The 24,917-nt window shown below is 67.9% G+C and carries 26 protein-coding genes; 10 read left to right on the forward strand and 16 right to left on the reverse strand.

What is annotated here, in order from left to right; translation table 11 throughout:
* Positions 1–74: 74 nt before the first annotated feature.
* The 4 genes from WEE69_08855 to WEE69_08870 are packed head-to-tail and all read right to left on the reverse strand — an operon-like array spanning position 75 to position 2,435.
* Positions 75–542: an OsmC family protein gene (locus WEE69_08855; GenBank protein MEX1145399.1), complete on the reverse strand. Its 468-nt coding sequence runs from the start codon at positions 540–542 to the stop codon at positions 75–77.
* Positions 539–1,285 carry a class I SAM-dependent methyltransferase gene (locus WEE69_08860; GenBank protein ID MEX1145400.1) on the reverse strand — a complete coding sequence of 249 codons (747 nt, stop codon included), beginning with the start codon at positions 1,283–1,285 and terminating at the stop codon, positions 539–541. The genes WEE69_08855 and WEE69_08860 overlap by 4 nt, the downstream gene beginning before the upstream one ends.
* A 14-nt stretch (positions 1,286–1,299) precedes the next feature.
* Positions 1,300–1,698, reverse strand: a complete 399-nt coding sequence (locus WEE69_08865; GenBank protein MEX1145401.1) for a hypothetical protein — start codon at positions 1,696–1,698, stop codon at positions 1,300–1,302.
* A gap of 23 nt (positions 1,699–1,721) precedes the next feature.
* Entirely contained in the window at positions 1,722–2,435 is a 714-nt protein-coding gene (locus WEE69_08870) for an alpha/beta hydrolase (GenBank protein ID MEX1145402.1), read from the reverse strand.
* Positions 2,436–2,566: 131 nt separating this feature from the next.
* On the opposite strand from WEE69_08870, the gene WEE69_08875 reads away from it, so the two are divergent.
* Complete coding sequence (locus WEE69_08875; GenBank protein MEX1145403.1) at positions 2,567–3,745, forward strand: lytic transglycosylase domain-containing protein; 1,179 nt, start codon at positions 2,567–2,569, stop codon at positions 3,743–3,745.
* Here the strand turns inward: WEE69_08875 and WEE69_08880 are convergent.
* The 6 genes from WEE69_08880 to WEE69_08905 form a co-directional block, all read right to left on the reverse strand.
* Positions 3,712–3,963 (reverse strand): hypothetical protein, encoded by a 252-nt coding sequence (locus tag WEE69_08880; protein ID MEX1145404.1) that lies wholly within the window; start codon positions 3,961–3,963, stop codon positions 3,712–3,714. The genes WEE69_08875 and WEE69_08880 overlap by 34 nt on opposite strands.
* On the reverse strand, positions 3,960–5,201 hold the full coding sequence (locus tag WEE69_08885; protein MEX1145405.1) for an amidohydrolase family protein: 1,242 nt from the start codon (positions 5,199–5,201) through the stop codon (positions 3,960–3,962). The genes WEE69_08880 and WEE69_08885 overlap by 4 nt, the downstream gene beginning before the upstream one ends.
* A gap of 278 nt (positions 5,202–5,479) precedes the next feature.
* Positions 5,480–7,171, reverse strand: a complete 1,692-nt coding sequence (locus WEE69_08890) for an amidohydrolase family protein (GenBank protein MEX1145406.1) — start codon at positions 7,169–7,171, stop codon at positions 5,480–5,482.
* Positions 7,168–8,307 (reverse strand): amidohydrolase family protein, encoded by a 1,140-nt coding sequence (locus WEE69_08895; protein MEX1145407.1) that lies wholly within the window; start codon positions 8,305–8,307, stop codon positions 7,168–7,170. The genes WEE69_08890 and WEE69_08895 overlap by 4 nt, the downstream gene beginning before the upstream one ends.
* A 31-nt stretch (positions 8,308–8,338) precedes the next feature.
* On the reverse strand, positions 8,339–9,136 hold the full coding sequence (locus WEE69_08900) for an SDR family NAD(P)-dependent oxidoreductase (GenBank protein MEX1145408.1): 798 nt from the start codon (positions 9,134–9,136) through the stop codon (positions 8,339–8,341).
* 11 nt (positions 9,137–9,147) lie between these two features.
* The gene (locus WEE69_08905; GenBank protein MEX1145409.1) at positions 9,148–10,050 is read right to left on the reverse strand and encodes a hypothetical protein; all 903 of its coding nucleotides are present in this window, start codon (positions 10,048–10,050) and stop codon (positions 9,148–9,150) included.
* Between the two features lie 57 nt (positions 10,051–10,107).
* On the opposite strand from WEE69_08905, the gene WEE69_08910 reads away from it, so the two are divergent.
* Positions 10,108–10,746, forward strand: coding sequence for a TetR family transcriptional regulator (locus tag WEE69_08910; protein ID MEX1145410.1), 639 nt, complete (start codon positions 10,108–10,110; stop codon positions 10,744–10,746).
* Here the strand turns inward: WEE69_08910 and WEE69_08915 are convergent.
* Positions 10,727–12,283 carry a Ppx/GppA phosphatase family protein gene (locus tag WEE69_08915; protein ID MEX1145411.1) on the reverse strand — a complete coding sequence of 519 codons (1,557 nt, stop codon included), beginning with the start codon at positions 12,281–12,283 and terminating at the stop codon, positions 10,727–10,729. The genes WEE69_08910 and WEE69_08915 overlap by 20 nt on opposite strands.
* 54 nt (positions 12,284–12,337) lie before the next feature.
* Here WEE69_08915 and WEE69_08920 point away from each other — a divergent pair, with 54 nt between their 5' ends.
* The 3 genes from WEE69_08920 (at position 12,338) to WEE69_08930 (ending at position 15,618) form a co-directional block, all read left to right on the forward strand.
* Positions 12,338–13,813, forward strand: a complete 1,476-nt coding sequence (locus tag WEE69_08920; protein ID MEX1145412.1) for an aldehyde dehydrogenase family protein — start codon at positions 12,338–12,340, stop codon at positions 13,811–13,813.
* Positions 13,814–13,840: 27 nt separating this feature from the next.
* A complete protein-coding gene (locus WEE69_08925) occupies positions 13,841–14,611 on the forward strand; it encodes a class II aldolase/adducin family protein (protein ID MEX1145413.1) in 771 nt (256 codons plus the stop codon).
* 86 nt (positions 14,612–14,697) lie between these two features.
* Entirely contained in the window at positions 14,698–15,618 is a 921-nt protein-coding gene (locus tag WEE69_08930; GenBank protein ID MEX1145414.1) for a hypothetical protein, read from the forward strand.
* 68 nt (positions 15,619–15,686) lie between these two features.
* Here WEE69_08930 and WEE69_08935 read toward each other — a convergent pair whose 3' ends face one another.
* Complete coding sequence (locus tag WEE69_08935; GenBank protein ID MEX1145415.1) at positions 15,687–16,481, reverse strand: SDR family oxidoreductase; 795 nt, start codon at positions 16,479–16,481, stop codon at positions 15,687–15,689.
* Between the two features lie 68 nt (positions 16,482–16,549).
* Between WEE69_08935 and WEE69_08940 the strand changes: the two genes are divergently transcribed.
* Together WEE69_08940 and WEE69_08945 are read left to right on the forward strand one after the other, a co-directional pair.
* Entirely contained in the window at positions 16,550–17,353 is an 804-nt protein-coding gene (locus WEE69_08940; protein ID MEX1145416.1) for an SDR family oxidoreductase, read from the forward strand.
* Entirely contained in the window at positions 17,350–18,192 is an 843-nt protein-coding gene (locus WEE69_08945) for a TIGR03619 family F420-dependent LLM class oxidoreductase (protein MEX1145417.1), read from the forward strand. Before WEE69_08940 ends, WEE69_08945 begins: the two co-directional genes overlap by 4 nt.
* 6 nt (positions 18,193–18,198) lie before the next feature.
* Here the strand turns inward: WEE69_08945 and WEE69_08950 are convergent, their stop codons facing one another.
* The 4 genes from WEE69_08950 to WEE69_08965 form a co-directional block, all read right to left on the reverse strand.
* Positions 18,199–18,954, reverse strand: a complete 756-nt coding sequence (locus tag WEE69_08950) for a DUF2889 domain-containing protein (GenBank protein ID MEX1145418.1) — start codon at positions 18,952–18,954, stop codon at positions 18,199–18,201.
* Entirely contained in the window at positions 18,951–20,429 is a 1,479-nt protein-coding gene (locus WEE69_08955) for an AMP-binding protein (GenBank protein ID MEX1145419.1), read from the reverse strand. The genes WEE69_08950 and WEE69_08955 overlap by 4 nt, the downstream gene beginning before the upstream one ends.
* A 77-nt stretch (positions 20,430–20,506) precedes the next feature.
* Positions 20,507–20,953, reverse strand: coding sequence for a VOC family protein (locus WEE69_08960; protein ID MEX1145420.1), 447 nt, complete (start codon positions 20,951–20,953; stop codon positions 20,507–20,509).
* A 6-nt stretch (positions 20,954–20,959) separates the two neighbouring features.
* A complete protein-coding gene (locus WEE69_08965; GenBank protein ID MEX1145421.1) occupies positions 20,960–21,415 on the reverse strand; it encodes a MaoC family dehydratase N-terminal domain-containing protein in 456 nt (151 codons plus the stop codon).
* A 92-nt stretch (positions 21,416–21,507) separates the two neighbouring features.
* Here WEE69_08965 and WEE69_08970 point away from each other — a divergent pair, with 92 nt between their 5' ends.
* Genes WEE69_08970 through WEE69_08980 form a run of 3 tightly spaced genes read left to right on the forward strand, consistent with a single transcriptional unit; the run spans position 21,508 to position 24,851 of the window.
* Positions 21,508–22,692 carry a thiolase family protein gene (locus tag WEE69_08970; protein MEX1145422.1) on the forward strand — a complete coding sequence of 395 codons (1,185 nt, stop codon included), beginning with the start codon at positions 21,508–21,510 and terminating at the stop codon, positions 22,690–22,692.
* Positions 22,693–22,716: 24 nt separating this feature from the next.
* Positions 22,717–23,505 carry a histidinol-phosphatase gene (gene hisN, locus WEE69_08975; protein ID MEX1145423.1) on the forward strand — a complete coding sequence of 263 codons (789 nt, stop codon included), beginning with the start codon at positions 22,717–22,719 and terminating at the stop codon, positions 23,503–23,505.
* A complete protein-coding gene (locus tag WEE69_08980) occupies positions 23,502–24,851 on the forward strand; it encodes an FGGY-family carbohydrate kinase (GenBank protein MEX1145424.1) in 1,350 nt (449 codons plus the stop codon). Before hisN ends, WEE69_08980 begins: the two co-directional genes overlap by 4 nt.
* The last annotated feature ends 66 nt before the right edge of the window (positions 24,852–24,917 follow it).

Below are 24,917 nucleotides of genomic sequence, written 5' to 3' on the forward strand. Positions count from 1 at the left end.
TCTGCGGTCCGGGATACCCGGCCCGCGGGCGTTCGCTCGCTAGGCGAGCTTCTTCGCTCCGCTCAGTCGCCGCGTCAGTCCGCGAACACGAACTCGGGTTCGAGGACGATCTCGGTCGTGAGGCTGTTGGCGATGAAGCACTCGTCGTGGGCCACCTCGCACAGGTGTCGGAGACGCTCTTCGCTCACGTCAGTGCGCACGGTGATGCGAGGGCGGAGCTCGATGCGCGTGATTCGCATCGGCCGAGGATCCTCGGGCATGACGCCGTGGGCTTCGTCCACGTAGCCGACGACATCGACGCGTGCCTTCGAGGCCACCGCGAGGAACGACAGCAGCTGACATGAGGCCGCCGCGAGTACGAGCAGCTGCTCTGGGTTCAGCAACTTCGGGTCCCCCCGGAAGACCGGATCGGAGCTCAGGTCGAGCGTCGCGGCGGCGGGCGACGCAGTGCCGCGGTGACTGCGGTCATACGCTTCGTAGCCAACCGCGGTCGAACCGGTCCACGAGCAGGTGACCGAATACGTGTGCTGGGTGGCACTCATTGCTTGCGCACCACCCAGATCTCCTCGGCTGGCCACTGCCGCGCCCATTCGAGCGGTACGAAGTCGTTGTACGTGGTGGAAGCATCAGCAGGCGGCTGAATCTCGAGCAGATCCTCGACGATGAGACCGTTCGTCCGAAACAATCGGATCCACTCGCCATATGGGATCTGGAAGTCGACGGTGCCCTCGCCGAAGTAAGAGATGCGACTCCCAAAGTACGGACGCTGCAAGCGGGCGACCTGTCGCTCCTTCTTTTCGTCGTAGCAGAGTGCGTAGAGGATCGTGGCCTTGTTGAAGATCAGCCGTCCTCCTGAACGCAGCACGCGTGCCACTTCAGGGACAGAACGTTCCGGGTCGCAGAACGACATCGCCCCGTGGTCGCAGAACACAAGATCGAATGAGCCGTCGGCGAGCGGGAGCGACTCGCCGCTCGCACACACCAACAGGATGGATTGGGCGGCGGTCGAGACATTCCGGGTTGCATGTGCGAGCTGGGACCAAGACTGATCCAGCGCCACCACATGGGCACCGTCGTGCGCAAGCGGGATCGAGCGCTGTGCACCGCCGCACCCGTACTCGAGCACGTCGAGGCCCGTGACGTCGCCGAAGAGCGCGAGCTCGGTCTCGGGGCGCCCCCACACGCCCCAACCATTGCGAGCGATCTGCTCCGCGTGCGCCGCCTGGTAGTCGTCGGCGTCGGCGTCCCAGAACTCGCGGTTCGTCCGCTCGTGCTCGGACGTCACGAGCGGAAGTCTGACTACTTGCCAAGAAGCTTCTGGCGCGCGTCGCGCGCCTTGCGCCACTCGTCGAGGAACGCCTCGCGGCCCTTGTTGGCAGCCGAGCCCGCGGCACCCGCGGCGGACTGCACCTCGCCGGCGAGCTTCGAGAATGCGTCACCGAGGTCTGACACCACCGACTCGGCCTGTTGTGCGACTGACCTCCAAGCGCCCGCGCCGGCCTTCTGCGCCTCGTCGAGCTTGGCCTTGGCTTCGCCCTGGCGCTTGCGGAGCGCTTCGACGCCTTGTTGGAGACGATCGCGCGCTTCGGCCTGGGCAAGGTCGGCCTGCACGCGCAATTCGTCGATCTGGGTCTTGATCTTGTCGAGCGCGGACTGCGCTTGCTCCTGGTATGTGGTCTGGTCGGCCGCGTCGGCCATGGCTCCTCCTTGGGTTGCGGTGTTCAGGGCCCGGCCAGCTCGATCAGCAGGTCGGCCACGAGCTCGGGTCGAGAGAGGAATGGAGAGTGACTCGTCGGCCACTCGATCGTACGGGTACAGCGGCGCGCGAGCACCCTTTGGAGCCCTGGACCGACGGCTCGGTCCCGCGTGCAGATCACGTACGTGCTGGGGATGTCGTGCCAAGCCGCCCGGGTGGCCACACTGCGGAGCTCGGCGATTGCCTGCGGACCGAGGCGAGCCACGGCCTTGGCTGCATCGTCGGGCTCGCAGTCCGCGTACAGACCACGGATTGCCTGTTCGGGGTCCAGCGTGAAGGTGCCGTCCTCATGGGAGCGCATGGCGTTGACGAGCTCGGATGCTCCGTCCTCGCGTGTGGCGTCATCCACGGCCGCGTGCGCGAGGGACTCGCCCGGCGCGAGCGGGAAGGCGGCGAGGAACACGAGGTGGCGTGCCGCGGGATGGCCGGCGGCGCCCTCGCTCACGACGGCGCCACCGAACGAGTGCCCGCACACGACCGCGTCGTCGACCGTGTCGAGCACGGCTCGCAACGCCGCGGCGTCGCCGGCCAGATCGGTCAGTGGTGCCGAGCTGTCGCCGTGACCCGGCAGGTCGAAGGCGATCGAGGGGATGCCGGCGCGGTCGAGCAGCGGCACGACCTTCTCCCAGCACCAAGCCCCGTGCCACGCACCGTGCACGAGGACTGCCGTCGCGCTCACGCGGTCAGCCTAATGACAGCCATGGCTCCTTCGGCCGGGTCAAGGGGAGGAGTGAGCGTGCCGATCCAACTGCCATGGCACGCCGGCGGACGTCACGGAGATCTCGCGCGCTCCGAGCGGCTTGCGGATCGATGGTGCTCGGTGTCGGGCTCGCGGCCGTCGCTGCGGCCGGTGCGGGTGCGCAGGCCCCGACGCCGCCAACCGCTCCGGCGGAAGGCGCGGGTCTGCTCCCCGGTCTCGACGCCCGACTCGTCGGTGTCGGCCTCGAGTACGCGACGTCGTCCGGGGACCTCACCGCGCTTCGAGCGGCGCAGGTGCGTCTCGACGCACTGGTTGCCGAGCAAGCGGCGCTGCACGTCCGTCAGCTCGAGTTGGAGCAGCGCCTCACCTTCCTCACGAACGCGCAGCAGAAGGCGGCGCGCGACCTGATCGCGGCGGAGCTCAACCTCGATCGCTTGACCGCGCTCGTCTACATGAAGGGCAACACCGGTTGGTCGACGACCCCCTTCCTCGCGATCGAGGATGCATTCGCGGCGGAACGGGTCGACCAGATCGGAACGACGCTGACGGCCGAGCTTGTCGCGGCCCAGGAGCGCGCCCGCATCCTGCGGAAGCAAGCGTCCGCGTTCGCCGCCAAGGTGGCCACCCAACGGGTCGAGGCCGACACGCGGCTCCTCCAAGTCGAGGTCGTCGAGCTGCCGGGAGCCCAGCGCGAGGTTCAGGCGCTCAGCGTGAGCGCGGCCGCCACCCTGGCTGGAGCGTCCGTGAACGGACTCGGCATCCCTCTGGCAACGATCGACGCGTACCTGCGCGCCGAAGCTTCGCTGGCCCGGGAGCGTCCCGAGTGTGCGCTCCAGTGGTGGATGCTCGCGGGCATCGGGCGCGTGGAGTCCAACCACGGCCGGTATGGAGGAGCGCAACCCGGTCTGCGCGGGAACGTGACGCCGCGGATCGTCGGGATCCCGCTCGATGGTTCCCCTGGCATCGCGGCGATCCACGACACCGACGACGGCACATGGGACGGTGACGCGACCTGGGATCGAGCGGTCGGCCCGATGCAGTTCATCCCGTCGACGTGGCGGCGGTATGCGGTCGACGGCAACGGCGACCGTGCCAGCGACCCGAACAACCTCTACGACGCGGCCACGGGCGCGGGCAGGTACCTGTGTTCCGCGGCGGGGCATCTTGGCAACGACGGCTCGTTGACCCGGGCGTACCTCGCGTACAACCACTCCGACGTGTACGCCGCGCGAGTCCTCGAGCTCGCGCGTGGCTATCAGGCGCTCGGGCTTCCGCCCCCGGTCGCATAGCGACGGGCCAGTGCTCGCTCTTCCGCGCGGCGCGTGAAGGGTGCAGCCAGCAAGCCGAGGAGGCCGGCGACCCCGAGGATCACCCAGATCGAGACGCTGAAGACGAGCAGCACAACGACGAGCACCAGGAATGCGATCGCCGCGTCGGCGGCGACGTGCACGCCGAGCGGTCGTGGCTCGCGGGGCGGAAGGTCGTCGTGCGGTTCCTCAATGCTCACACTCGCGGCCGGGCCATCGCCTTGGGCTCGGTGTCGACCCCGATCGCACCGGCGCGCAGCGCCTTGACGGTGCACTCCTCGCGGGGGAGCACCGAGAACGGGTCGTAGGAGAACTCCCGCATGGCGTTGAGGTGCGTGATCTTGTTGATCTCGTCGTCCGTGAGCCCGGCGTCGGTGCACTCAGCCATGATGCGCTCGGGAGCACGCGGCCACGTGGTGTCGGAGTGCGGGTAGTCGATCTCGACGGTGACGTGGTCGACGCCGATGTGGTCGCGCACCAGCTTCAGGCCGACCGGGTCGGTGATGAAGCACAGGATGACGTGCTCGAGGAAGAACTCACTCGGCATCTGGTTGCCGAAGTCCGCGTGGGTCCATGCGCGGTGCGTCTTGTAGGAGTGGTCCAGCCGCTCCAAGAAGTAGGGGATCCACCCGATGCCACCCTCGGAGAGCGCCACGCGCAGATCGGGAAACTTCTTCCAGATCGGCGAGTGCGTGAGATCGGCCGCGCACTGCACGATGTTCATCGGCTGGAGCACGATCGTCACGTCGAACGGCGCGTCTGGTGCGGTGATCGCGAGCTTCGACGACGACCCGATGTGCATGCACGCGACGGTGCCCTCGTCCACGCATGCCTGCCAGACCGGGTCCCAGTGGTCGGTGTGGAAGCTCGGCAGGCCGAGCGGCACGGGGTTCTCGGGCAGGGTGATCGCGTGGCAGCCCTTCTTCGCGACGCGCCGGATCTCTGCCGCCGTCGCCTCGGGGTCCCAGATCATCGGCACTGCGAGCGGGATGAACCGGCCGGGGAACGTGCCGCACCATTCGTCGATGTGCCAGTCGTTGTACGCCTCGGTGAGGATGCACGCCGCGACCTTGTCCTCGAGGTTGCCGAACAGGCGCCCGGCGAAGCCGGGGAGCGACGGGAAGCACAACGAGCCGAGAAGGCCGTTCGCGTTCATGTCGAGGACGCGCTTCTCGATGTTGAAGCAGCCCTCGCGCAGCTCGTCGAACGACGTGGGGTCCATGCCGTACTCGTCGAGCGGTCGACCGGCGACCGCGTTCAGGCCGACGTTGGGCAGCTGCATCTCCATGAACTGCCACACGTCGGCGCCGTCGGATTCGCGGTGTACGACGTGGGGTGCGAAGTCCTTGTACTTGGCGGGGAGGTGTCGTTCGAAGAGGTCGGGCGGCTCGACCACGTGGTCGTCGACGCTGACGAGGATCATGTCGTCGAGGTGCACGGCGTCCCCTTACGCTCGTGAGCTCCAGGCGGGCTCCTCGACGAGGGTACCCCTGGCGCTGGCGCGTGCACATCCGCAACCACTCGGACGAGAAGAACCAAGACCGACAACGGGATTCGCGTCACCGACGTGTGGAAGACGAAGGAAGTGTTCGAGAAGTTCGGTGAAGAGAAGATCGGGCCGATGACGGCGCAGGTCGGCCTGTCCGAGCCGAAGATGACCTTCTCGAGGTGCACCGCTACCTCACCGCGGGGTAGCGCAGTCCTTCGGCTGGTCGATCAGCCCCGGAGTACCTCGCCGGGCGTCGCGCCCGTCCACACGCCCTCGTCGAGGAGTACCTCACCGTTGACGATGACGGCGCGGTAGCCCTCGGCGTCCACGACGTAGCGACCCGAGTTGGCAGGGAAGTCGCGCACGTAGCGCGGCGCATCGGGCGTGCTCAATCGGTCCCGCTCGATGAGGAGGATGTCAGCGGCCATACCCTCGGCGAGTACGCCGCGCCCTTCGATGCCGGTCGCGCGTGCCGGGATCGACGTGATGCGAGCGATGGCCTCCTCGAGGCTCAGGACTTCGGGCACCCACTCGGTCAGCAGTCGCGTCGTGTAGTCGGCGCCGCAGAACGAGAGGAGGTGCGCGCCACCATCGGACGAGCCGGCCATCATGACCGGCGACCGGATCATCCGCTCGACCGCCTCCTGGCGCGAGCGGCTGGGTGGGCCGGCCAGCACGAACTGTGTCTCGAGCCCTTCGTCGAGCGAGAGGTCGAGGAAGGCGTCGAGGGGGTCGGCGCCGGTTGCCTCGGCAACGTCGCTCACTGACTTTTCGAGCCAGCGCTCGTTCTCTGGCTTCACGACCTGCTCGACCTTGAGCACCTGCCACACGAACACGAACGATCGGCCGCGCGGGTCGGCGATCTCGCCGCGCATCTGCTCGCGCAGTGCCGGGTCGCGCAGCCGCTCCTCGCGGGCGGGGGAGGGGAGCGTGAGCGTGTCGCGGAAGCTCGGCATCTCGTCGAACAGGAACGTCGAGCCGAGCGAGAAGTGCGCCCCTTGCCGGTTGCTCGCGAACATCGGGTGGATCTCGAGGCCGTCCCCTGCCGCCGTCTCCGCGAACTCGAGACTCCGTGACCAACCGTCGGGTGCGTGCGGCATCATCGTCAACGTGTTCACGTGGACCGGTCGGCCCGACGCCCGCGCCATCGCGAGCATCAGCTCGCGGTCGTCATCGTCGTAGCCGTTGAGGAACGTTCGGGGGATGAACTCGATCGACCCTCGACCCCGCTCCGCGAGCACGGACGCCAGCGCCACGAGCTCATCAGGCGACGCGTAGTTCGACGGCACGCCGCGGCCGTCGTGGGCCACGTGGAGCTCGAGCTGCGACGACGTGAACCCCACCGCGCCGTCGGCCAGCGCGTCGCGCACGAGGACCTGCATCGCCGCGACCTCATCGTCGGTGGCCACGCGCTCGGATGCGTCGTCGCTCATCACGTGGCGGCGGACGGCGCAATGTCCGACGTTGGCGCCCACGTTCACACCGACCCGACCCTCGAGTCCCGCGAGGAAGTCGCCGAGGCTCCCGCCCTTGAACGTGACCCCTTCGCTGAGCGCGTCCGACGACATCCCTTCGACCCGACTCAGCATCTGGAGCAACCACGGGAGGTCTTCGGGCTTCGACGGCGCGATGGTGAACCCGCAGTTGCCGGTGAGGAGTGTGGTCACCCCGTGCCATGACGCGGGGGACGCGGTCGGGTCCCAATGAAGCTGTGCGTCGTAATGCGTGTGCACGTCGACGAATCCGGGGGTGATAAGGAGGCCGTCTGCGTCGAGCTCTCGCTCCGCCCCGGCGTCGAGCTCTCCGACCGCGACGACGCGCCCAGCGCGAACTCCGACGTCGGCCGTGCGCGCTGGCGCACCGGTGCCGTCGACGACGGTACCGCCGCGGACGATCAGGTCGAACGGCTGCTCGCTCACGTAGGGAGGGGGATGCCGTACATCTCGAGCGCGTTCAGGCCGTAAAGACCCTTGCGGGCGTCGTCAGGCAGGTCGTCGTTGTGCTCGCGCAGCTCGTCGACCACCCCCGGGTACTTCGCGTCGTTGTGCGGGAAGTCCGACGCCCAGATGTATCGGTCGGTACCGACCAGCGCGGCGAGTGGCCCGGGCGTCCGCTCGCCGGGATCGAAGCTGATCCAGCACTGGCGCTTGAAGTACTCCTCGGGCGACAGCGACATCGGGGCCGCGGCCCACCGGTAGCTCTCCTCGAACTCGTTGAGGCGGTCCATCCAGTGTGCGATCCAACCGCCGCCGCTTTCGAGCACCACCACCTTGAGCGTGGGGTGCCGCTCGAGCACGCCGCCGTACACGAGGTTCGACAGCGTCATCATCTGGTCGATCACAGGAATCAGTGCGTGGTGCGTGCCGGGTGCCATGAGGTGGCGCATCGCGAGTGACGCGCCGGGCATATCGGCGAGCCCGGCGATGTGCAGTCCGAGCGGGAGGTTCGTCTCCTCGAGCGCCTCCCACACCGGTGTGTAGTCGTAGTGGTGGAACGGCTTGTCGTTGTACGCGTTCGGTCGCACGAACGTGCCGACGAGTCCGAGCTCGCGCACTCGGCGGGCTTCGTCTGCGGCCGCCTTCGGGTCCTGGAGCGGAAGCGCGCCGGCACCCTTGAGACGGTCGGGCGCGGTGGCGCACCACTCGGCGAGCCAGTCGTTGTAGACCTTGCACGACCACACCGCGAGCTCTGGGTCTTTGATGCCGCCGAGCTTGAGACCGAGTCCGGGGTACATCACGGACAGGTCGATCTCTTCGGCGTCGAGAACCTTCACGCGCTCGCGAGGGTCAAAGCCCGCCGGGTTCAGCTCCTCGTAGTGCCGGCCGCGCCCGAAGTCATCGAAGCTCTCGCCCGCGTTGCCGAGGCCGACGAGGCCGCGGTCGGTGGCCATGCCGTCCTCCACATGGCACTCGTCGTACCCGGTGCTCTCGTTCCAGCGCAGCCGGATGCCGCGATCCGCCAGATCGGCGGGGAGGTTCCTCTCCCAGAGGTCGGCGGGCTCGCAAACATGCCCGTCGGCATCGACGATGTAGTCGTTGGCTGACGCTTGTGTCATGAGCGCAGGATTCCCGTCTCGCCGTCGCCCGTCAACTTCCCGGGCGCTCCAAGGCCTGCGCGGGGCCGTAATCGCCGACCGGGGGTTGGGGTTGCACCTCGATCGTGTCGAGCAGCACGCCGGGTGGCGCGCTGACGGCGACGATGACGGCGTGCGCTACCGCCTCCGCATCGAGCACATGGGCGTGGCGCCCGAGACCGAAGCGCGGCCAATAGCTCATCAGGTCCTCGAGCTCGTCCATCGGCCACCCGAACCCGAACTCGCTCAACGTCGGCCCGACGCGAACCGTGATCGAGCGGATCCCGGTACCTTCGAGCTCAAGCGAGAGCGTGTGGGCGAGGGTTTCGACGCCGGCCTTGGTAGCGGAGTAAGTGGTGAGGCGAGGGCGAGGGTTTCGCGTCGCGTCCGACGTGATGAACACCACGTCACCGCGGGCGTTGCGTGCACGCAACGACGTGATCGCAAGTCGCGACATGAGGATCGGACCAAGCAGGTTGGTCGCGACCTCCCGTTGCAGGGCGCCGACCGGTACCTCATGGAACCAACCCGGGGTGGCGACTGCGGCGTTGTTGATCAGCACGTCAACCGGTCCGACGGCCTCCTCGGTGGCGGCGAAGAACGTGGCCGCCGAGTCCGGGTCGGACACGTCGAGCGCGTGCACGAATGGCTCACCGCCTGCAGCGCGCACCGCGGCGGCTGTCTCCTCGAGTCGCTCCACGCGGCGGCCCCCGAGCGCGACTCGCCACCCGAGCCGCCCGAGCTCGGTGCCGATCGCGGCGCCGATGCCCGAGCCCGCGCCGGTCACGATGGCTGTCCGCGGGTCGTCCACAGCGCCAGACACTAGGGCGACGGATCCAGGCCACCCCACGCCACGACCTCGCCGGCCGCCTCGATGAGGAGATCAGTGTCATTGAGCGCGATGCCGACGGTGACGATCGATGGAGCGGGAATCGCGAGCGCGGTCGCGAGGCTCGAGCGGTGGTCGGCCGGGTTACGCGCTTCGCCGGACTCGCCCCAGATCACGACGACGAGATTCGTTGCCGCGTTCTCCTCCGCGGTGAGCATCGCCGTGGTCGGAGCATCGAGCGGCGCGGTGATCACCGCGATCGCGGGACGGCCTTGACGAGCGGCTTCGAGCGCGAGGGCTGTGACGCGCCCGGGTTCATGGTGCGCGGGAACCACAACCCGTCGAGGCTGGCCGGATTCGAGGGCAGGAGTCGGGAAGGTGCGCGCCACCCACAACCCCGGGACACCAGGCTCGGCGGTGAGGAGTCCGCCGGGTGGAAGCATCGCGCCGAGGTCAGCGACCGCGCGGGCCGGATGCATCGGGACCTTGTCGTCGACGAATCCTGGCTGCGCGATCGCCGCGAGACGCGGGTACAGATCGTTGCGCAACGGCTCGCCCCGGAAGCTGAACTTCCCCGCGAGCCGTGCGAGCTTGCGAGGGGCAACCGTCTTGGTGGGCGCGAGTGCGTACCGGGAAGGTGGCGACTCCGCGTTGTCGATGCCGGTGGTGACGATGAGGTCGGCGTCGGCAAAGCCGAGCAGCTCGAAGTCACGCGCTTGGAGCCCGCACGTGCCGAGGTGGTGCGGGCTGTCCCACGCGAACACACCCTTCGCGCCCCAGGTGTTGGCCACGCCGAGATCCCCGGCCGTGGCGAAGGCGCGCAGGCCGTCGATGGCGTCGTCCGCGATCACTCCCGGGCCCGCGAGCACCACGATCTGACCCGAACGAGGTTGCACGTCGCGCACAGTACCGAGGCATGCCGGCCTTCACTACCGACCGGTAGCCTGAGCCGCGTGAGCTCGGAAGTGGTCGCGCTCGACGGGCGCGCACTCGGAAAGAGAGGCGCGGCCACCAGACGGCGCTTACTGGATGCCACCGCCACGCTGCTGGAGACACGGGGCGTACGCGACCTTCGGGTGGTCGACATCGCGCGCGAGGTCGGAACGTCTCCCGCGACCTTCTACCAGTACTTCCGAGATGTGGAGGAGGCCGTGCTCGCGCTTGCGGCCGAGGTGGGGGAGGATCTCGCGCCGATCGGCGAGCTGCTCGCTCGACCTTGGCAGGGGAGTCACGGGCTCGCAAGCGCGCGGGAGCTCGTCGACGCGTTCGTCGGCTACTGGGACATGCACCGTGCGGTGCTACGCACGCGCAACCTCGCGGCTCAAGAGGGTGACCAACGCTTCCGTGCGGTCCGGAATGACGCGCTCCGGCCGTTGCGCGAAGGACTCGCGGCGAAGGTGGAGGAGGCGCAGAAATCGGGTCGGGTGTCGTCGGAGCTCACACCGATGGCCGCGGCCGCTGCGCTCGCCGCCATGATGGAGCGCATGGCCGCGTTTCACCTCGACCTCGAGCTCTGGGGTGTCGAACGACGAGATCTCGTCGAGACGACGGCCCGGATCATCTACCAGACGGTCACTGGCTCGTCGGGCTGAGGTCGCCACGCGCCGTATTCGTTCTGACCGTCAGCTCTAGGTCGCGTCCGAAGATCCTCTCGAAGAGCTCGCGCTTGCGCCGAGCGCCCCACACCTCGAGCTCCACGTCGTGGTGCGCGTGTACCTGGACGACGACCAACGACGGCCCCACGTTCACCTCGATCGTCTCGATGGCGCCGGAGCGGCCTCGGTCGAGGCCGTCGGCGATGCGGAGCAGTGCCGTCAGGCTACGGAGGCGGGATTCGTCGACCATCCCGTACTCGTCGCCCGTGACTGGAGTGCCGCGGCGGTGCCAGCGCGCGATCGCTGCGAGCAGTTGCACTTCCCCGGGAGCGAATCCACGGAGCCGACCGTTTTGCACGAGGTACGCGCCGTGCTTGTGGTGGCCCGACGGTGACACGTGCTCGCCGATGTCGTGCAGCAACGCGGCGTATTCGAGGATCTCTCGGTCCTCCGACCCGAGCTGGTGGAGCTCCTGCGTGCGGTCGTAGAGCGCCAGGGCGAGGGTTGCGACCTGGCGAGAGTGTGCCTCGTCCCAGTTGCAGCGGCGCGCCAAGCCATGCACAGACGCGCGTCGGAGCGCGCGTGGGTCGTCGGACCAGTCCTCCGGATCGTGGCGACGGATTGCGTCGAGGACGATGCCTTCTCGGAGTGCCCACTCACTGATGGTGAGCTCGTCGAACGCGAACAGCTCCATCGCGGTAGTGAGGAAGATCGACCCCGCGGCGATGAGATCGACTCGGCGAGCTTCGAGCCCGTCGAGGCGCACTCGCTGGTCGGCGGTCGAGGCGAGGACCTCTTTGTGCAGTGGCTCGAGCTCGTCGCGGCTGACCGCGAGCTGATTGAGCGAGATCGGCACGTCTTCGGCTCGGCGGGCCGCGGCCATGTGCGCGAGATCGCCGAGGGTGCCGCTGCTCCCGACGAAGAGCTTCGGGTGGAACGCGGCGACTTCGCTCGCCACAGGAGTGAGCACGTCCACGAGGTGAGCGCGGAGCCGGCGGCGTTCGTCCTTGCTGATCGGGTCGGTGGAGACGAATTCGGCGGTCAGCCGACCGACGCCGAGGTTCTCGCTCGTGGCCCAGCGAAGGCCACCGGCGTCACCAACCATGATCTCGACGCTTCCGCCACCGAGGTCGAAGCACAGCGCCGGCGCGGGTTCCAGGAGCACGCTCGCCCGGATTGCGCCGAAGATGAGCTCCGCTTCGCGCATCCCGCTGATCACCTCGACGCCGACGCCGGTCTCGTCCTCGATGCGGTCGACGAGCGCATCACCGTTCGACGCGACCCGGATCGCGCTGGTGGCGCAAGCGTGCAGCTCGGTCGCGCCGGCCGCCTCCGCCATGCGCTTGAAGCGCCCCACGGTCGAGACCGCAGCATCGGCGGCGGCGTCGGTGATGCGACCCTCTCGGCTCACGACGTCCCCCAGCCGGAGCATCTCCTTCTCGCGCGTGATGGCCTCGAAGTGGCCGTCGGCATGCACGTCGGCGACCAGCAGGTGAAACGAGTTGGTCCCGAGATCCAGCGCCGCGATGCGCATCGGTCGAGGGTACCGGTACGCTCACGCCAGAACGCGAACGCCTTGGAGGAACCGATGGCCGATCTGCAGGCAGAGCCGCGCATGCTCATCGACGGCAAGCTCACTGACGCCGCGTCGGGGAAGACGTTCCCCAACATCAACCCGGCGACCGAAGAGGTCATCGGGGAGGTGGCCGATGGGACCGCCGAGGACATGGACCGCGCCATCGCGTCGGCGCGCCAGGCCTTCGACGAGACCGATTGGTCGACCAACCGCGCCCAACGCAAGCGCGCGCTGGAACAGCTCAAGGCCGGTCTCGACAAGCACCGCGAGGAGTTGCGCCCGCAGATCGTCGCCGAGGTCGGAGCCCCGATCGCGCTGACCTACGCCGTGCAGCTCGACTCGTGCATCGACGACCTCCAGTGGGACATCGACCAGATCGATGCCTACGAGTGGGAGACCGACCTCCCCGTCCACGAGTTCATGGGGATGCGGAGCGCGCGTCGGGTGCTGCGTGAGGCGGTAGGCGTGTGCGGAGCGATCACGCCGTGGAACTTCCCGTTCATGCTCAACCTGTCGAAGCTCGGTCCGGCGCTCGCCGCGGGGAACACCGTCGTGCTCAAGCCGGCACCCGACACGCCGTGGAGCGCAACCGCGATCGCCCGGATCATCGTCGAAGAGACCGACATCCCACCGGGTGTCGTGAACATCGTGACTGCTGGCGACAAGGCTGAGGTCGGTGAGGTGCTGACTGGTGACCCGCGCGTCGACATGATCAGCTTCACTGGATCCTCGGTGACCGGTCGTCGGATCATGGCGCGCGGTGCCGACACGCTGAAGCGCGTGTTCCTCGAGCTGGGCGGCAAGTCAGCCAACATCATCCTTGACGACGCTGACTTCGCGTCCACGGTGGGCGGCGGCGCGATGACGTGCGTGCACGCCGGGCAGGGCTGCGCGATCACCACTCGCATGTTGCTGCCCGAATCCCGCTATGACGAGGGCATCGACGTCCTGAAGGCCGCGTTCGAGGCGTTCCCGTACGGCGACCCAACCGATGCCGGCAACATCATGGGCCCGCTCATCAACGAGCGTCAGCGCGAGCGAGTGCTCGACTACATCGAGAAGGGCACGGCCGAGGGTGCGAAGCTGGTCGTGGGTGGCGGGCGGCCCGAGCACCTCCCGAAGGGCTGGTTCGTCGAGCCCACGCTGTTCGTCGATGTCGATCCCGACTCGACGATCGCGCAGGAGGAGATCTTCGGGCCGGTGCTCGCCGTCCTGAAGTACACCGACGATGACGACGCAGTGCGCATTGCTAACAACTCGCGCTTCGGGTTATCGGGGTCGGTGGCCTCGGCGTCGCTCGACCGCGCGATGAACGTCGCTCGGCGCATCCGCACCGGGACGGTCTCGGTCAATGGCGGGGCGTGGTTCGGTCCCGACTCACCGTTTGGCGGCTACAAGGAGAGCGGCATCGGCCGTGAGCACGGTGTCGCCGGCTTCGAGGAGTACCTCGAGATCAAGACGCTCGGCTTGCCCGCCCCTGCGGCGTAGCCTGGTTGTGATGCAGGAGGGTTCTTGATGGCCAATGCTCTCGACGTGCTCGCGTCGTACCTACCGACATTCGACACGGTCGAAGAGGAACGCCAGCACCGCAAGGAGCGACTCGCGGCTGCGTTCCGCCTCTTCGGCCGCTTCGGGTTCGACGAGGGAGTCGCCGGGCACATCACTGCCCGCGACCCCGAGCACGCAGACCACTTCTGGGTGAACCCGTTCGGCATGTCGTTCAGCCACATCCGGGTGTCCGACCTGATCCTCGTCAACGACAAGGGTGAGGTCGTCGAAGGCTCGGCGGCGGTCAACACGGCGGCGTTCGCCATCCACGGGCAGGTGCACGCGGCGCGCCCCGACGTGGTCGCGGCGGCGCACGCGCACTCCATCTACGGCAAGTCGTGGTCGACGCTGGGTCGCCAGCTCGACCCGCTCACCCAAGACGCGTGCGCCTTCTACGAAGACCACGCCGTGTTCGACGACTACACGGGCGTCGTGCTGGACCCCGAAGAGGGCAAGCGCATCGCCCACGCGCTCGGCGAGAAGAAGGCGGTCATCCTTCGTAACCACGGGCTGCTCACCGTCGGCCACTCGGTCGACGAAGCCGCCTGGTGGTTCATCACGATGGAACGTTCGTGTCAGGCACAGCTCCTCGCCGAGGCCGCAGGCACGCCTGTCCACATCGACGGCGAGCGCGCCCGCCTCACCGCGAGGCAGGTGGGCGGCCACCTCGCCGGTTGGTTCAGCTTCCAGCCCATGTACGCCAAGATCACCAGAGAGCAACCCGACCTGTTGGAGTAACCACATTTGCGTCGCTGCACCGGAATAGTCCCGGAGCAGCGACGCAAGAGCGTGGGGTGTCACACCCTGGTGATGGCATTTCCGCCATGTCCAAGCCTGACGTTCGCCTCGCCGAGTTCGCGGCTCGAAATCACGGCACGTTCTCCACAACTCACGCCCGGTTGCTGGGCTTCACCGATGACCTGATCGAGCACCGATTGGCAGCGGGTCGGTGGACCGCGCTGTACCTGAACTCGTACCGGCTTGCCGGCGTGCCACCGACGTGGCAGGGCGATCTGCTCGCGGCATGTTGGGCAGGTGGCTTCCGTGCCGTGGCTTCGCATCGGTCCTCCGCCGCGCTCTGGGGTCTACCGGGCGGTCGAACCATGCCGGCCGAGATCACCACGCCTCGGTGGTTACGCGCTCGGCACCCCAGCGTCGAGGTGCACGAGACCATGGCCGTCGAGGGAGTTGACCTGGCGTCGGTCGACGGGATCCCAGCCACGAGCGTGGAGCGCACTCTCCTCGACCTTGCCGCCGTGAGCGGCGACCGAACCGTGGAGCTCGCGCTCGATGCTGCCGAGAGACGACGGCTGACGACGGCGGCTGCGGTCCGGGCGACGCTGATGCGATTGGCGAAGCCCGGGAGACGTGGCGTGCAGCGTCTCCGACGGGTGTTGGACCTCTACGCTCCCGAGAAGGGCATGTCGGAGAGCGAGGCTGAGAGGCTCCTAGTTCGCGTGCTGCGCGAGAACGGGCTTCCTGCGCCGGTGCTGCAGCACTCCATCCATAATGGCTCCACGTTTGTCGCCAGGGTTGACGCGGCGTACGTCGATCTGAAGATCGCCATCGAGTACGACAGCTACGAGCATCACACGGGTCGCCTCGCGCTCGTACGCGACAGCGCCCGCAGAAATCGGCTCGTGTCGCTCGGCTGGGCGCCGATCACTGCGACCGCCGCCGATCTCCGGAACGGTGGTTTCGTTCTGACCGCGGCGATCCGCGCAACCGCACGACTCGCGTCGTAGTGCAACGCAAGCGCTCTTTCGTCGCTCAACCGGAATGGTTCCGGAGCAGCGACGCAAGAGTGTGTTCCTTACCGCTCCGATTCGACTTGGGTGGCGTACGACTTGGTGCCGGCGATGAACGCGTCGGGGTCTTGGAACTTGTTGGCGGTGACGTCCTTGAACCAGTCGGGGACGTAGCCCTCGATCGTGCCGGAGTCGAGCATCGCAACCACCGGCTCCACGATCGTCTCGACCGGCACCATGATGTCGGTGCTGTGGAACCCCTCCTCGTTGTCGGGGAGGTGGAACAACTCGGTGTCGAGCACGCCCGGGTTCACGATGTGCACGCCCACGCCGGTGTCACGCAAGTCCACCGCCATCGACTCGCTGAAGGCGGTGAGCGCGGCCTTGCTGGCCGCGTAGCACGACTCGATCGGTGGGCCGAGCCGAGCAGCGACCGACGAGATGTTCACGATGTGTCCCTTGCGCTCGATCAGCCCGGGAAGCAGCGCGATCGTCAGCCGGACAGGCGAGAAGTAGTTGATGCGCATGACCGTCTCGGACTCGTCCGGAGTGAGGCGCGTCACGTGGCGGCGCTTGGGGATGCCGGCGTTGTTGATGAGCACGTCGACACCGCCGAGCTCCTGCTCGACCTTCGCGGCAAAGGGAGCGATGCCGTCGAGGTCACTGAGGTCGATCGCCCACGAACGCGAATCGGGGGCGTGCTTCTGCACGCGCTCGAGCACCTCGGCGAGGCGGTCGGTGCGCCGTCCGCAGATGCCGATGGTCGCGCCACGTTCCGCGAAGCCCTCCGCGAGCGCCGCGCCGATGCCCGCCGATGACCCGGTGACGAGAACCTTCTTGCCTTCGAGTGAGTACGTCATGGCGGCATGCTCGCACAACCCTGACGTGGGCGTCAGCCCGTCCGACCACCGGACTAGGGTTCGCCGCCGTGCCGCTCGACCCATCGACTGCGCTGCTCACCGACCGTATTGCGATCGTGACGGGTGCAGCGGTCGGGATCGGCGAAGCGATTGCCACGGCATTCGCTCGCTTCGGTGCACACGTCGCCATCTGTGACCGCGACGTCAAGAACATGGACAAGACCGCGAGCGTGATCGAAGGCGAAGGGCGACGTGTCGTCGCGGCTGAGCTGGACGTGCGAGAGGGCGACGCGGTCACAGGTTTCCTCGAGACCGTCCATGCCGAGCTCGGCGCAGTCGACGTTCTCGTCAACAACGCCGGCGGCGGCTTCTACGCCAACTTCATGGACGTCAACGCGAAGGGTCAGGACTCGCTCATTCGAGAGAACTTCGTGAGTGTCACCCACTTCATCCGCGGCGTCGTGCCGCTCATGCCGCAGGGGGGTGGATCGATCATCAACCTCACGTCGATCGAGGCGCATCGGGCTGCACCGGGCTTCGCCGTCTACTCGGCCATGAAGGCGGCGGTCGCCAGCCTCACGAAGAGCCTCGCCCTCGAGCTCGGGCCTCAGCACGTGAGGGTCAACTGCATCGCGCCTGACGTGATCCCGACGCCGGGCATCGGCGGTGAGATGGGTGTACACACGCCGCTCCCGGTCGAAGGTCACGTCGACGACATCGCCGCCGCCGCGGTTTACCTCGCGAGCGACATGAGTCGATTCGTGAGCGGCACCACCATCCATGTCGACGGCGGCAACTTGGTCGCGGGCGGCTGGCACCGCAACGACGATGGCAGCTACCTCACGCATCCAGCGATGAGGCCCGGCGCGTGAAGTTCGGCATCGCGCTCGGTGCGCTGCACCACAAGGCGTTCGTCGAGGCCACACTCGTGGCCGACGAGGTCGGTTACGAATCCGTTTGGTTGCCCGAGCACCTCGTGCTCACTGCACAGATGAGCCGCTCACCGCATCCGGGTGAAGAGCACCCTCCAGTGCCGCCGAACGTGCCGATCTACGACGCATTCGCGTACCTAGCGTTCCTCGCGGCCCAGACGGAGCAGATCCGCCTCGGCACGCACGTCTACAACATCGGCCTCCGTCATCCCTTCACGACGGCGCGTGGCGTGCAGACGCTCGACATCCTCTCGGGCGGTCGCGTCGAGTTCGGCATCGGCGCGAGCTGGCTCGAAGAGGAGTGGAAGACCGTCGGTCTTGACTTCAAGTCGAGAGGTCGGCGCGTCGACGAGGCGATCGAGGTCTGCAAGAAGCTCTGGACGCAACAGGAGATCAGCCACGAGGGAGAGTTCTTCCAGTTCGACACGGTCATGTTCGAACCCAAGCCGGTGCAGAAGCCGTGGCCGCCGCTTCTCATCGGTGGCGAGAGCAAGGCTGCGCTCCGCCGGGCCGCCAAGCAATGCGACGGCTGGATCGGCATGCAGAGCGACTTCGAACGCGGCGCAATGCTGATCGGGCAGCTCCGGGAGCTCCTCGCCGAGAGCGGGCGCGACGACACCAACTTCCAGTTCTGCCTCGGCGGGCGGGTGGCTTCGCGCGACGACGTGAAGCGTTGGGAGGACATCGGCGTCACCCGCATGGTCGTCAGCCCGTGGCGTCGTTCCCGCGAGGCCATCGACGGAATCCGCCGCTTCGCGGACGAGATCGGACTCGGCTAGCCGCGCCTACGGTCCGTCCTTCAGCAACGCCGAAGGATCTGCATCGAAGTCCCGGATCGTTCCCTTGTTCCGGAGCGCGACCGCGATCTGCTCGGGCTGCATCGAGTAGCAGATGCCGGCCATGAGTGGCTCCAGCTCCGTCGCCGCCTCGACCGCGTCGAGGTCCATGCCCCGTCCGATGCCGATGTCACACCCGCGCCGAAGCACGATCACTGGCTCCGACTCTTCCGGTGGGAACGTCTTGTCGGCCCAGCGGAGGAAGCCACCGCGCCACTGCGCCTCCGAGAACGGTGGTGGTGCGAGGCACGTGCGCCCTTCCACGGTCCAGGTGTGGAGGAGCTCGTCGTCACGCCAGAGCCGGATGTCGATCCGTTCGCCTTCGAGCCCGCCGGCAGGCACCTCGACGTCGTATTGACGTGACGTGCCGACCGGGCCGCCACGCGCCGCGTGAGCCACCGCCAGCCCAGCGAGATCGAACATGTGGGTGCAGTTCTGCTTGGGATCGGCGTGCTCGCCGATCGCGAGACACCGAAGTGACAACGGCATGCCCGCGACCGTTCGCAGCGGGCCCGCGGCGTCGGGGCAGGTGGTCCATGGCCACCGCTCGGCACCCGCTTCTGCTGCCGTCACGCGCTCACCGTCGTGACGAAGCGTGACCACGAAGTGGTGGAAGTCGTCCTCGAGGCCGCCTTCGACGACACCGGGTGCGGTGACAACCAGGCGGATCCGCCGACGGTACGCGCCCTCGGGGAAATGCGTCATGCGCTGCGAACCCGCCCACCCGGATAGTTGCCCCCACCGAAGCGCTCGTCGAGCGCGTCGTAGTCGATGGCAAAGCCACCGATCTTCGGCAGTTCGCTTACGAACTCCACACTGCGTGGCTTCTTGAACGACGCGATCTCCACGCGGCAGTACTCGATGATCTCGTTCTCGGTGACCGACGCGCCCTCGTGACAGACGACGATTGCCTTCACGCTCTGTACCCACTTCGGGTCGGGGATGCCGATGACCGCGCACTCGGCGACCGCGTCGTGCGAAGCGATGCAGCGCTCGACCTCGATCGGGTAGATGTTCTCGGCTGCGGACTTGATCATGCGGGTCTTGGGTCCCACGAAGCTGAGTGATCCGTCGGTCTCGCGGCAGCCGAGGTCGTTCGTGTGGTGCCAACCGCCGCGACCGCGTGCCGCGTTCTCCTCGGGACGGTTCCAGTAGCCGCTCATCACCGTCAGGCCGCGCGTCACGATCTCGCCGGTCTCACCCGTCGGAACGTCCTCGTCCTCCTCGTTTACGATGCGGATCTGCACGACCGGCGACGGGCGTCCGTGTGTCCCGATCGCGTCCAGGCCGAGGCAGGTGAACGTCATCATCCCCATCGTCTCGGTCTGCCCGTAGCCGCCGGGCGCGGCGGCCCACGGGCTCTCGTCAGGGCTGCACATCGCGTCGAGCTCACGCCGGCCGCGGGGGAGCCGCAAGCTCGACAGGTCGTAGCGACCGTCGGCGTTCAGCTCCACGAGCTGGTCCATCATCGGTCCGACGAGGAACGCGCCCGTGCACCGTTCCTCAGCGATGACGCGGCACAGCTCCTCGCCCTCCACCCGCCGTAGGAAGACGTTGGTACCCCCGGCGACGAACACGGAGAAGGTGTTCATCAGCGTGCCGAGATGGAAGAGGGGTCCGCTGTTGAGGAAGATCGACTCGCCGGTCGTGCCGGTCATGGGGCCGTACACCATGCCCTGCGTCATGCACGCCGTATGGCTGAGCATGGCGCCGTTCGGTCGTCCACCGAAGGCGGCGGTGTAGATCACGAGCGCCGCGCTCGTTGGATCGACGGGGATCTCAGGGTCGGCAACGTCGCCGGAGGCGAGGAACGCCTCGTAACCCTCAGGGCCGGTGTCGTCGTGCTGGATCCAGTGCGCCGCGGTCGTGGCCCGTTCCTGACCCGCGCGCACCGTGTCGCCGACCTCTTCTTCCTGCCAGAAGACGACACGCGCCGCGAGGTCGTCGATCACGAAAGCGAGCTCGTCGGGGCTCTGGCGCCAGTTGGCCGGGCAGAACATCGCGCCGAGCTTCGAGCACGCCAGCAGCAGCTCGAGGACCCGGAACGAGTTCTGACCGAGCCAGAGCACGCGCTCGCCCGCGGCGACACCCTCGCTGGCGAGCGCGTTCGCGACCCGATTGACGCGGTCATCGAGCTCCGGATACGTCAACCGCCAGTCACCGTCGACGGCGCCGAGCACCTGCGGCCGAGCGCGGCGGTGCTCGCGGAGCTGGTCGCCGAGTGTCGCGCCGTGGAGGAGATCGATGGCGGAAGACGTCAGTGGCCGGCCTCGAGGCTGTCGCGGTAAGTCAACGGGAGCAGCTCGATGAGCTGGCCGTCGGGATCCTTCACGAACACGCCGAAGCCGATGTTGGTGTCTTCGAGCACCTCGCCGCCGAAGTCACCGATGCGGGCACAGATGTCATCGACGGCGACGCTCACAGAGATGTGCGTGAGCCCCGGCTCGTTCATCGCCCGCTCGCGTGGCGGCAGCGCCTTCGCCCCTTCGCCAGCGAAGTGCAACAGCTCGAGGATGAACCCGTCGCGCTTCAGGTAGCACGCGGTCATGCCCATCGGGTTCTTCAGCCGCAACAACTTGTTCGACGGGTCGTCAGGCGGGTTGATCTCACGCAGGAACTCGAACTTCAAGAGCTCCTCGTAGAAGCGACGCGACCGCCCGAGGTCGGCGACGCAGTGCCCGAGGTGGTTGAAGACGACCGGCACGCTGCCTCAGTCCTTCGGCGGCCGCACGTTGATCGCGAGTGTGAAGATCGTCTTGCACACCGGGTCGCCGGTCTTGGCGTCCTTCCATTCCGTCTCGGTCACGTAGAACTCGAGCTTGCCGCCGCTCGACTTCTCTTTCTCGTAGACGTCGCTGATCGTGCCCGTGCCTTCGAGCACGTCGCCCACCTTTGGCCAGCGGTAGTATTCGAAGGCCTGCTCGCCGTGCAGGATCGCCCGCCCGGGTCCGCGAAGTTTCTCGATTGGCAGCCCTGCCGCGCCGCCGGTACCGATGGAACCCCAGTACGGCATCACGAACGCGAACGTGGGCGGTACGGGCGCCGCGTCCTGCTTGTAGATCTCGTCGGGGTCGAGCAGCGCCTCGGCGAACACACGCACCGGTCCGCGCTCGATGACCACCTTCTGGGTACCGGTCGCCTGGCCCTTCAACTCGGTGAGTGCCACGAGAACTCTCCCTGCCCCTGACGCGCTGTCAGCCGCGCAAGGTAGTCGATACGCTGGAGGACCGACCACGCCACCGGACAGGAGCACTTTCAATGGGCGACGCCGTCATCGTCTCTGCGACCCGTACTGCGATCGGCACCGCGCGCAAAGGGTCGCTGGCCTCGTTCAGCGCGTTCGACCTCGGCAAGCTCGTCATAGAGGAGGCATTGAAGCGCTCCGGCATCCCCGTCGCCGACGTCGACGACATCGTGCTGGGCGAGGTGCTCCAGGGTGGTGGCGACATCGCGCGCTACGCCGCGATTGAGCTCGGGATGATGGAAGTGCCCGGGATGGCGCACAACCGGCATTGCGCGTCGAGCCTGGCGTCGGTGCAGACCGCAGCCGCGAACATCCGCGCAGGGATGGATCGTGTAGTGATCGCCGGTGGCACCGAGAGCCTCACGCAGTCACCACAGGTGTTCAAGAAGGTGGGCGGCCCGTACTCCGGCGTGCAGCAGTGGCTCTCGCCGAGCCATCCCGAGACTCCTGACGCACCGACGATGGACATGTCCATCACCGTCGGGTGGAACACAGCCCAGAAGGCCAACGTGACACGAGAAGAGCAGGACCACTGGGCGTACCACTCGCACATGCGTGCGATCGCCGCAACCGACGACGGCCGCTTCAAAGACGAGATCCTTGCGGTCGACGTGCCGGTCGCGAAGGGGGAGACGCGCGCTTTCGACGCCGACGAGCATCCCCGCCGCGACACCACGATGGAGAAGCTCGCCGCGCTCCCGCCGCTGCACCCTGAGATTCCTGGCTTCTCGGTTACTGCTGGCAACTCATCAGGGCTCAATGATGGCGCGTGCGCGATGGTTGTGTGCGACGCCGAGTACGCGCAGGACCACGGCCTCGAGCCGCTCGCGATCATTCGTTCGTGGGCGTCGGCGGCACTCCCGCCGGCCGACACCGGCCTCGGGCCGACAGTCGCGATCCCGAAGGCGCTCGACCGCGCCGGGCTGAAGGTCGATGACATCGCGCTCGTCGAGATCAACGAGGCGTTCGCAGCGATGGCGGTCGCGTCGAGTCGAATCCTCGGCTTCCCACACGAGATCGTGAACGTGAACGGGAGTGGCTGCTCGCTTGGTCACGCGGTGGCGAGCACCGGCGCGCGCATGGTCACCACGCTCATCTACGAGCTGCGCCGGCGTGGCGGTGGTAACGCCGTCGCGAGCATGTGCGCAGGCGGCGGGATGGGCTCGGCAACCGTGTTCGAAGTGCTTCCGGCCACGTAGGCCGTCCGGCGCTACATTCCGGCGATCCCCCCCGATCTCGAATCCGATCTCGCGCTCGCGCTCGCGCTCGCTGACGCAGCCGATGCCATCACGATGCCGCGGTTCCGCGCGCACGATCTCCACGTCGAGACGAAGCCGGATCTCACTCCGGTGAGTGAGGCCGACCGCGCCGTCGAGCAGGCGATCCGAGAGCGGTTGGCCGTCGATTGTCCCGACGACGGCATCCTCGGCGAGGAGATGGGGGAGTCGGGTGCGGGCGCGCCACGCCGGTGGATCATCGACCCGATCGATGGGACGAAGAGCTACGTGCGCGGCGTGCCGGTGTGGGCGACCCTGCTAGCGCTCGAGGTTGACGGCGACCTGGTGGTCGGTGTGGTGTCGGCCCCCGCACTGGGTCGACGATGGTGGGCAGCACGCGGACAGGGAGCGTTCGCCGACGGCGACCCGATCCGGGTGTCGAAGGTCCACGATCTCGCGGACGCGCAGGTCTGCGCGCCCAACGAGCGTGAGTTCGAGTGGCGCGAGCTCGACGCGGCGTGGCGGGAGATCGCACGACGGTGCTGGCGCCCCGTCGGCTTCGCGGACTTCTGGGGCCACATGCTCGTCGCGGAAGGTGCGGCCGACGCGATGATCGAGCCAGTGCTCGCGGTGTGGGACGTCGCGGCCCTGCGCCCGATCGTGGAAGAGGCTGGCGGGCGGACCAGCGATCTGACCGGCGACGGGTGGGCGAACGAGGCGCCGTGCGTGACCACGAACGGCTTGTTGCACGACGAGCTGCTCTCGGTGCTGAACCGCAGCGGAGTCGGCTCGTGAGCAGCTCGGAGGTCACGGTCGGCGTCGACATCGGCACGTCTTCGGTGAAGGCGATCGCCGCGGACGGCGACGGGAATGTGGTGGCCAGCGCGCGCGTACCGCATGACGTTCACGTGCCGTCACCCGGCCGATTCGAACACGACGCCAACGTTGCCTGGCGGCGCGGTCCGAGTCAGGCCCTGGCCGAGGTCTCGAGTGGCCTCGATGTGAAAGGCGTGAGCGTCGCGGCAATGGTGCCGTCGCTCACCGCGGTCGATGCCGAAGGCGCGCCGCTGGTTCCCGGATTGCTGTACGGCGATGAACGCGGGCGCGAGGCGACGGCCGGCAAGGATGCGGCGAAGGCGCCCACCGAACGCGGTGAGCTGCTCGGCTTCATGACATGGGCCAAGCGCGAAGCGCCGAACGCCGCTGGCTTTTGGCCCGCGCAGGGCGTGGCGAACAAGGCGCTCTCGGGTGAAGCCGTGATCGACGCGACGACGGCCGCCACGGCGCACCCGTTCTACGACTACGCGACGGGGTGGAGTCCCGACATCGGCGAGCAGCTCGGCGTCGGCACCGAGCAGATGCCGCGCGTCTTGCCGCCCGGATGGAAGGGAGGTCAGATCTACGGTGACGGTCCGCCGCTCGCATCCGGCGCGATCGACGCGCTGGCCGAGCAGATCGTGGCCGGGGCCGACAACGACGGTGATGTGCTCGTGATCTTCGGCACGACGCTGATCATCTGGGCGGTGACCACCAGCCAGGACCCCGTGCCGGGGTACTGGACGATCCCGCACACGGCACCGGGCAAGCTGCTCGTCGGCGGTCCGAGCAACGCCGGCGGGATGTTCTGCAACTGGGTCTCCGGCTGGATCGGTGACGGCGGCACAGCAGAGCCGAACCGCGTTCCGGTCTGGGCGCCATACGCGCGCGGTGAGCGCGCGCCATTGCACGACCCATCGAGGCGTGCGGTGCTCGCCGACCTCGATCTCACCCACGACGCGGCAGCCATCCGACGCGCCGCGTTCGAAGCGTCAGCATTTGTCGTACGCCGAGTGCTCGACACCGCGCGCGAACACATCGGCTTGGAGCCACGTCGCATCGTCGCAACGGGCGGCGGCGTGCGGGTCGATGAGTGGGTGCAGGCGGTCGCCGACGCGACGCAGCTCCCGATCGACTGCGTCGCCGTCCCCGAAGGCGGGGCGCTCGGGTCGGCATGGCTGGCTCGGATCGCCGCCGGTCTCGAAGACGTCACCGCGGTGACGGAAGGACGGCGTTGGGCGCGTATCGGGCGGCGCTTCGAGGCCGACAACCGGTGGGTCGCGCCGATGGAGGCTCGCTACCGCCGCTTCCTCGACCTGTCGTAACCTGCTTCCCGCTCTCGGCGCTGAGCGCCGGGCCGCTCAGGCCCCGGCTACCTGCACCGCAGGGTA

The organism is Acidimicrobiia bacterium (assembly GCA_040881685.1).
Taxonomy (GTDB): Bacteria; Actinomycetota; Acidimicrobiia; order IMCC26256; family PALSA-555; genus SHVJ01.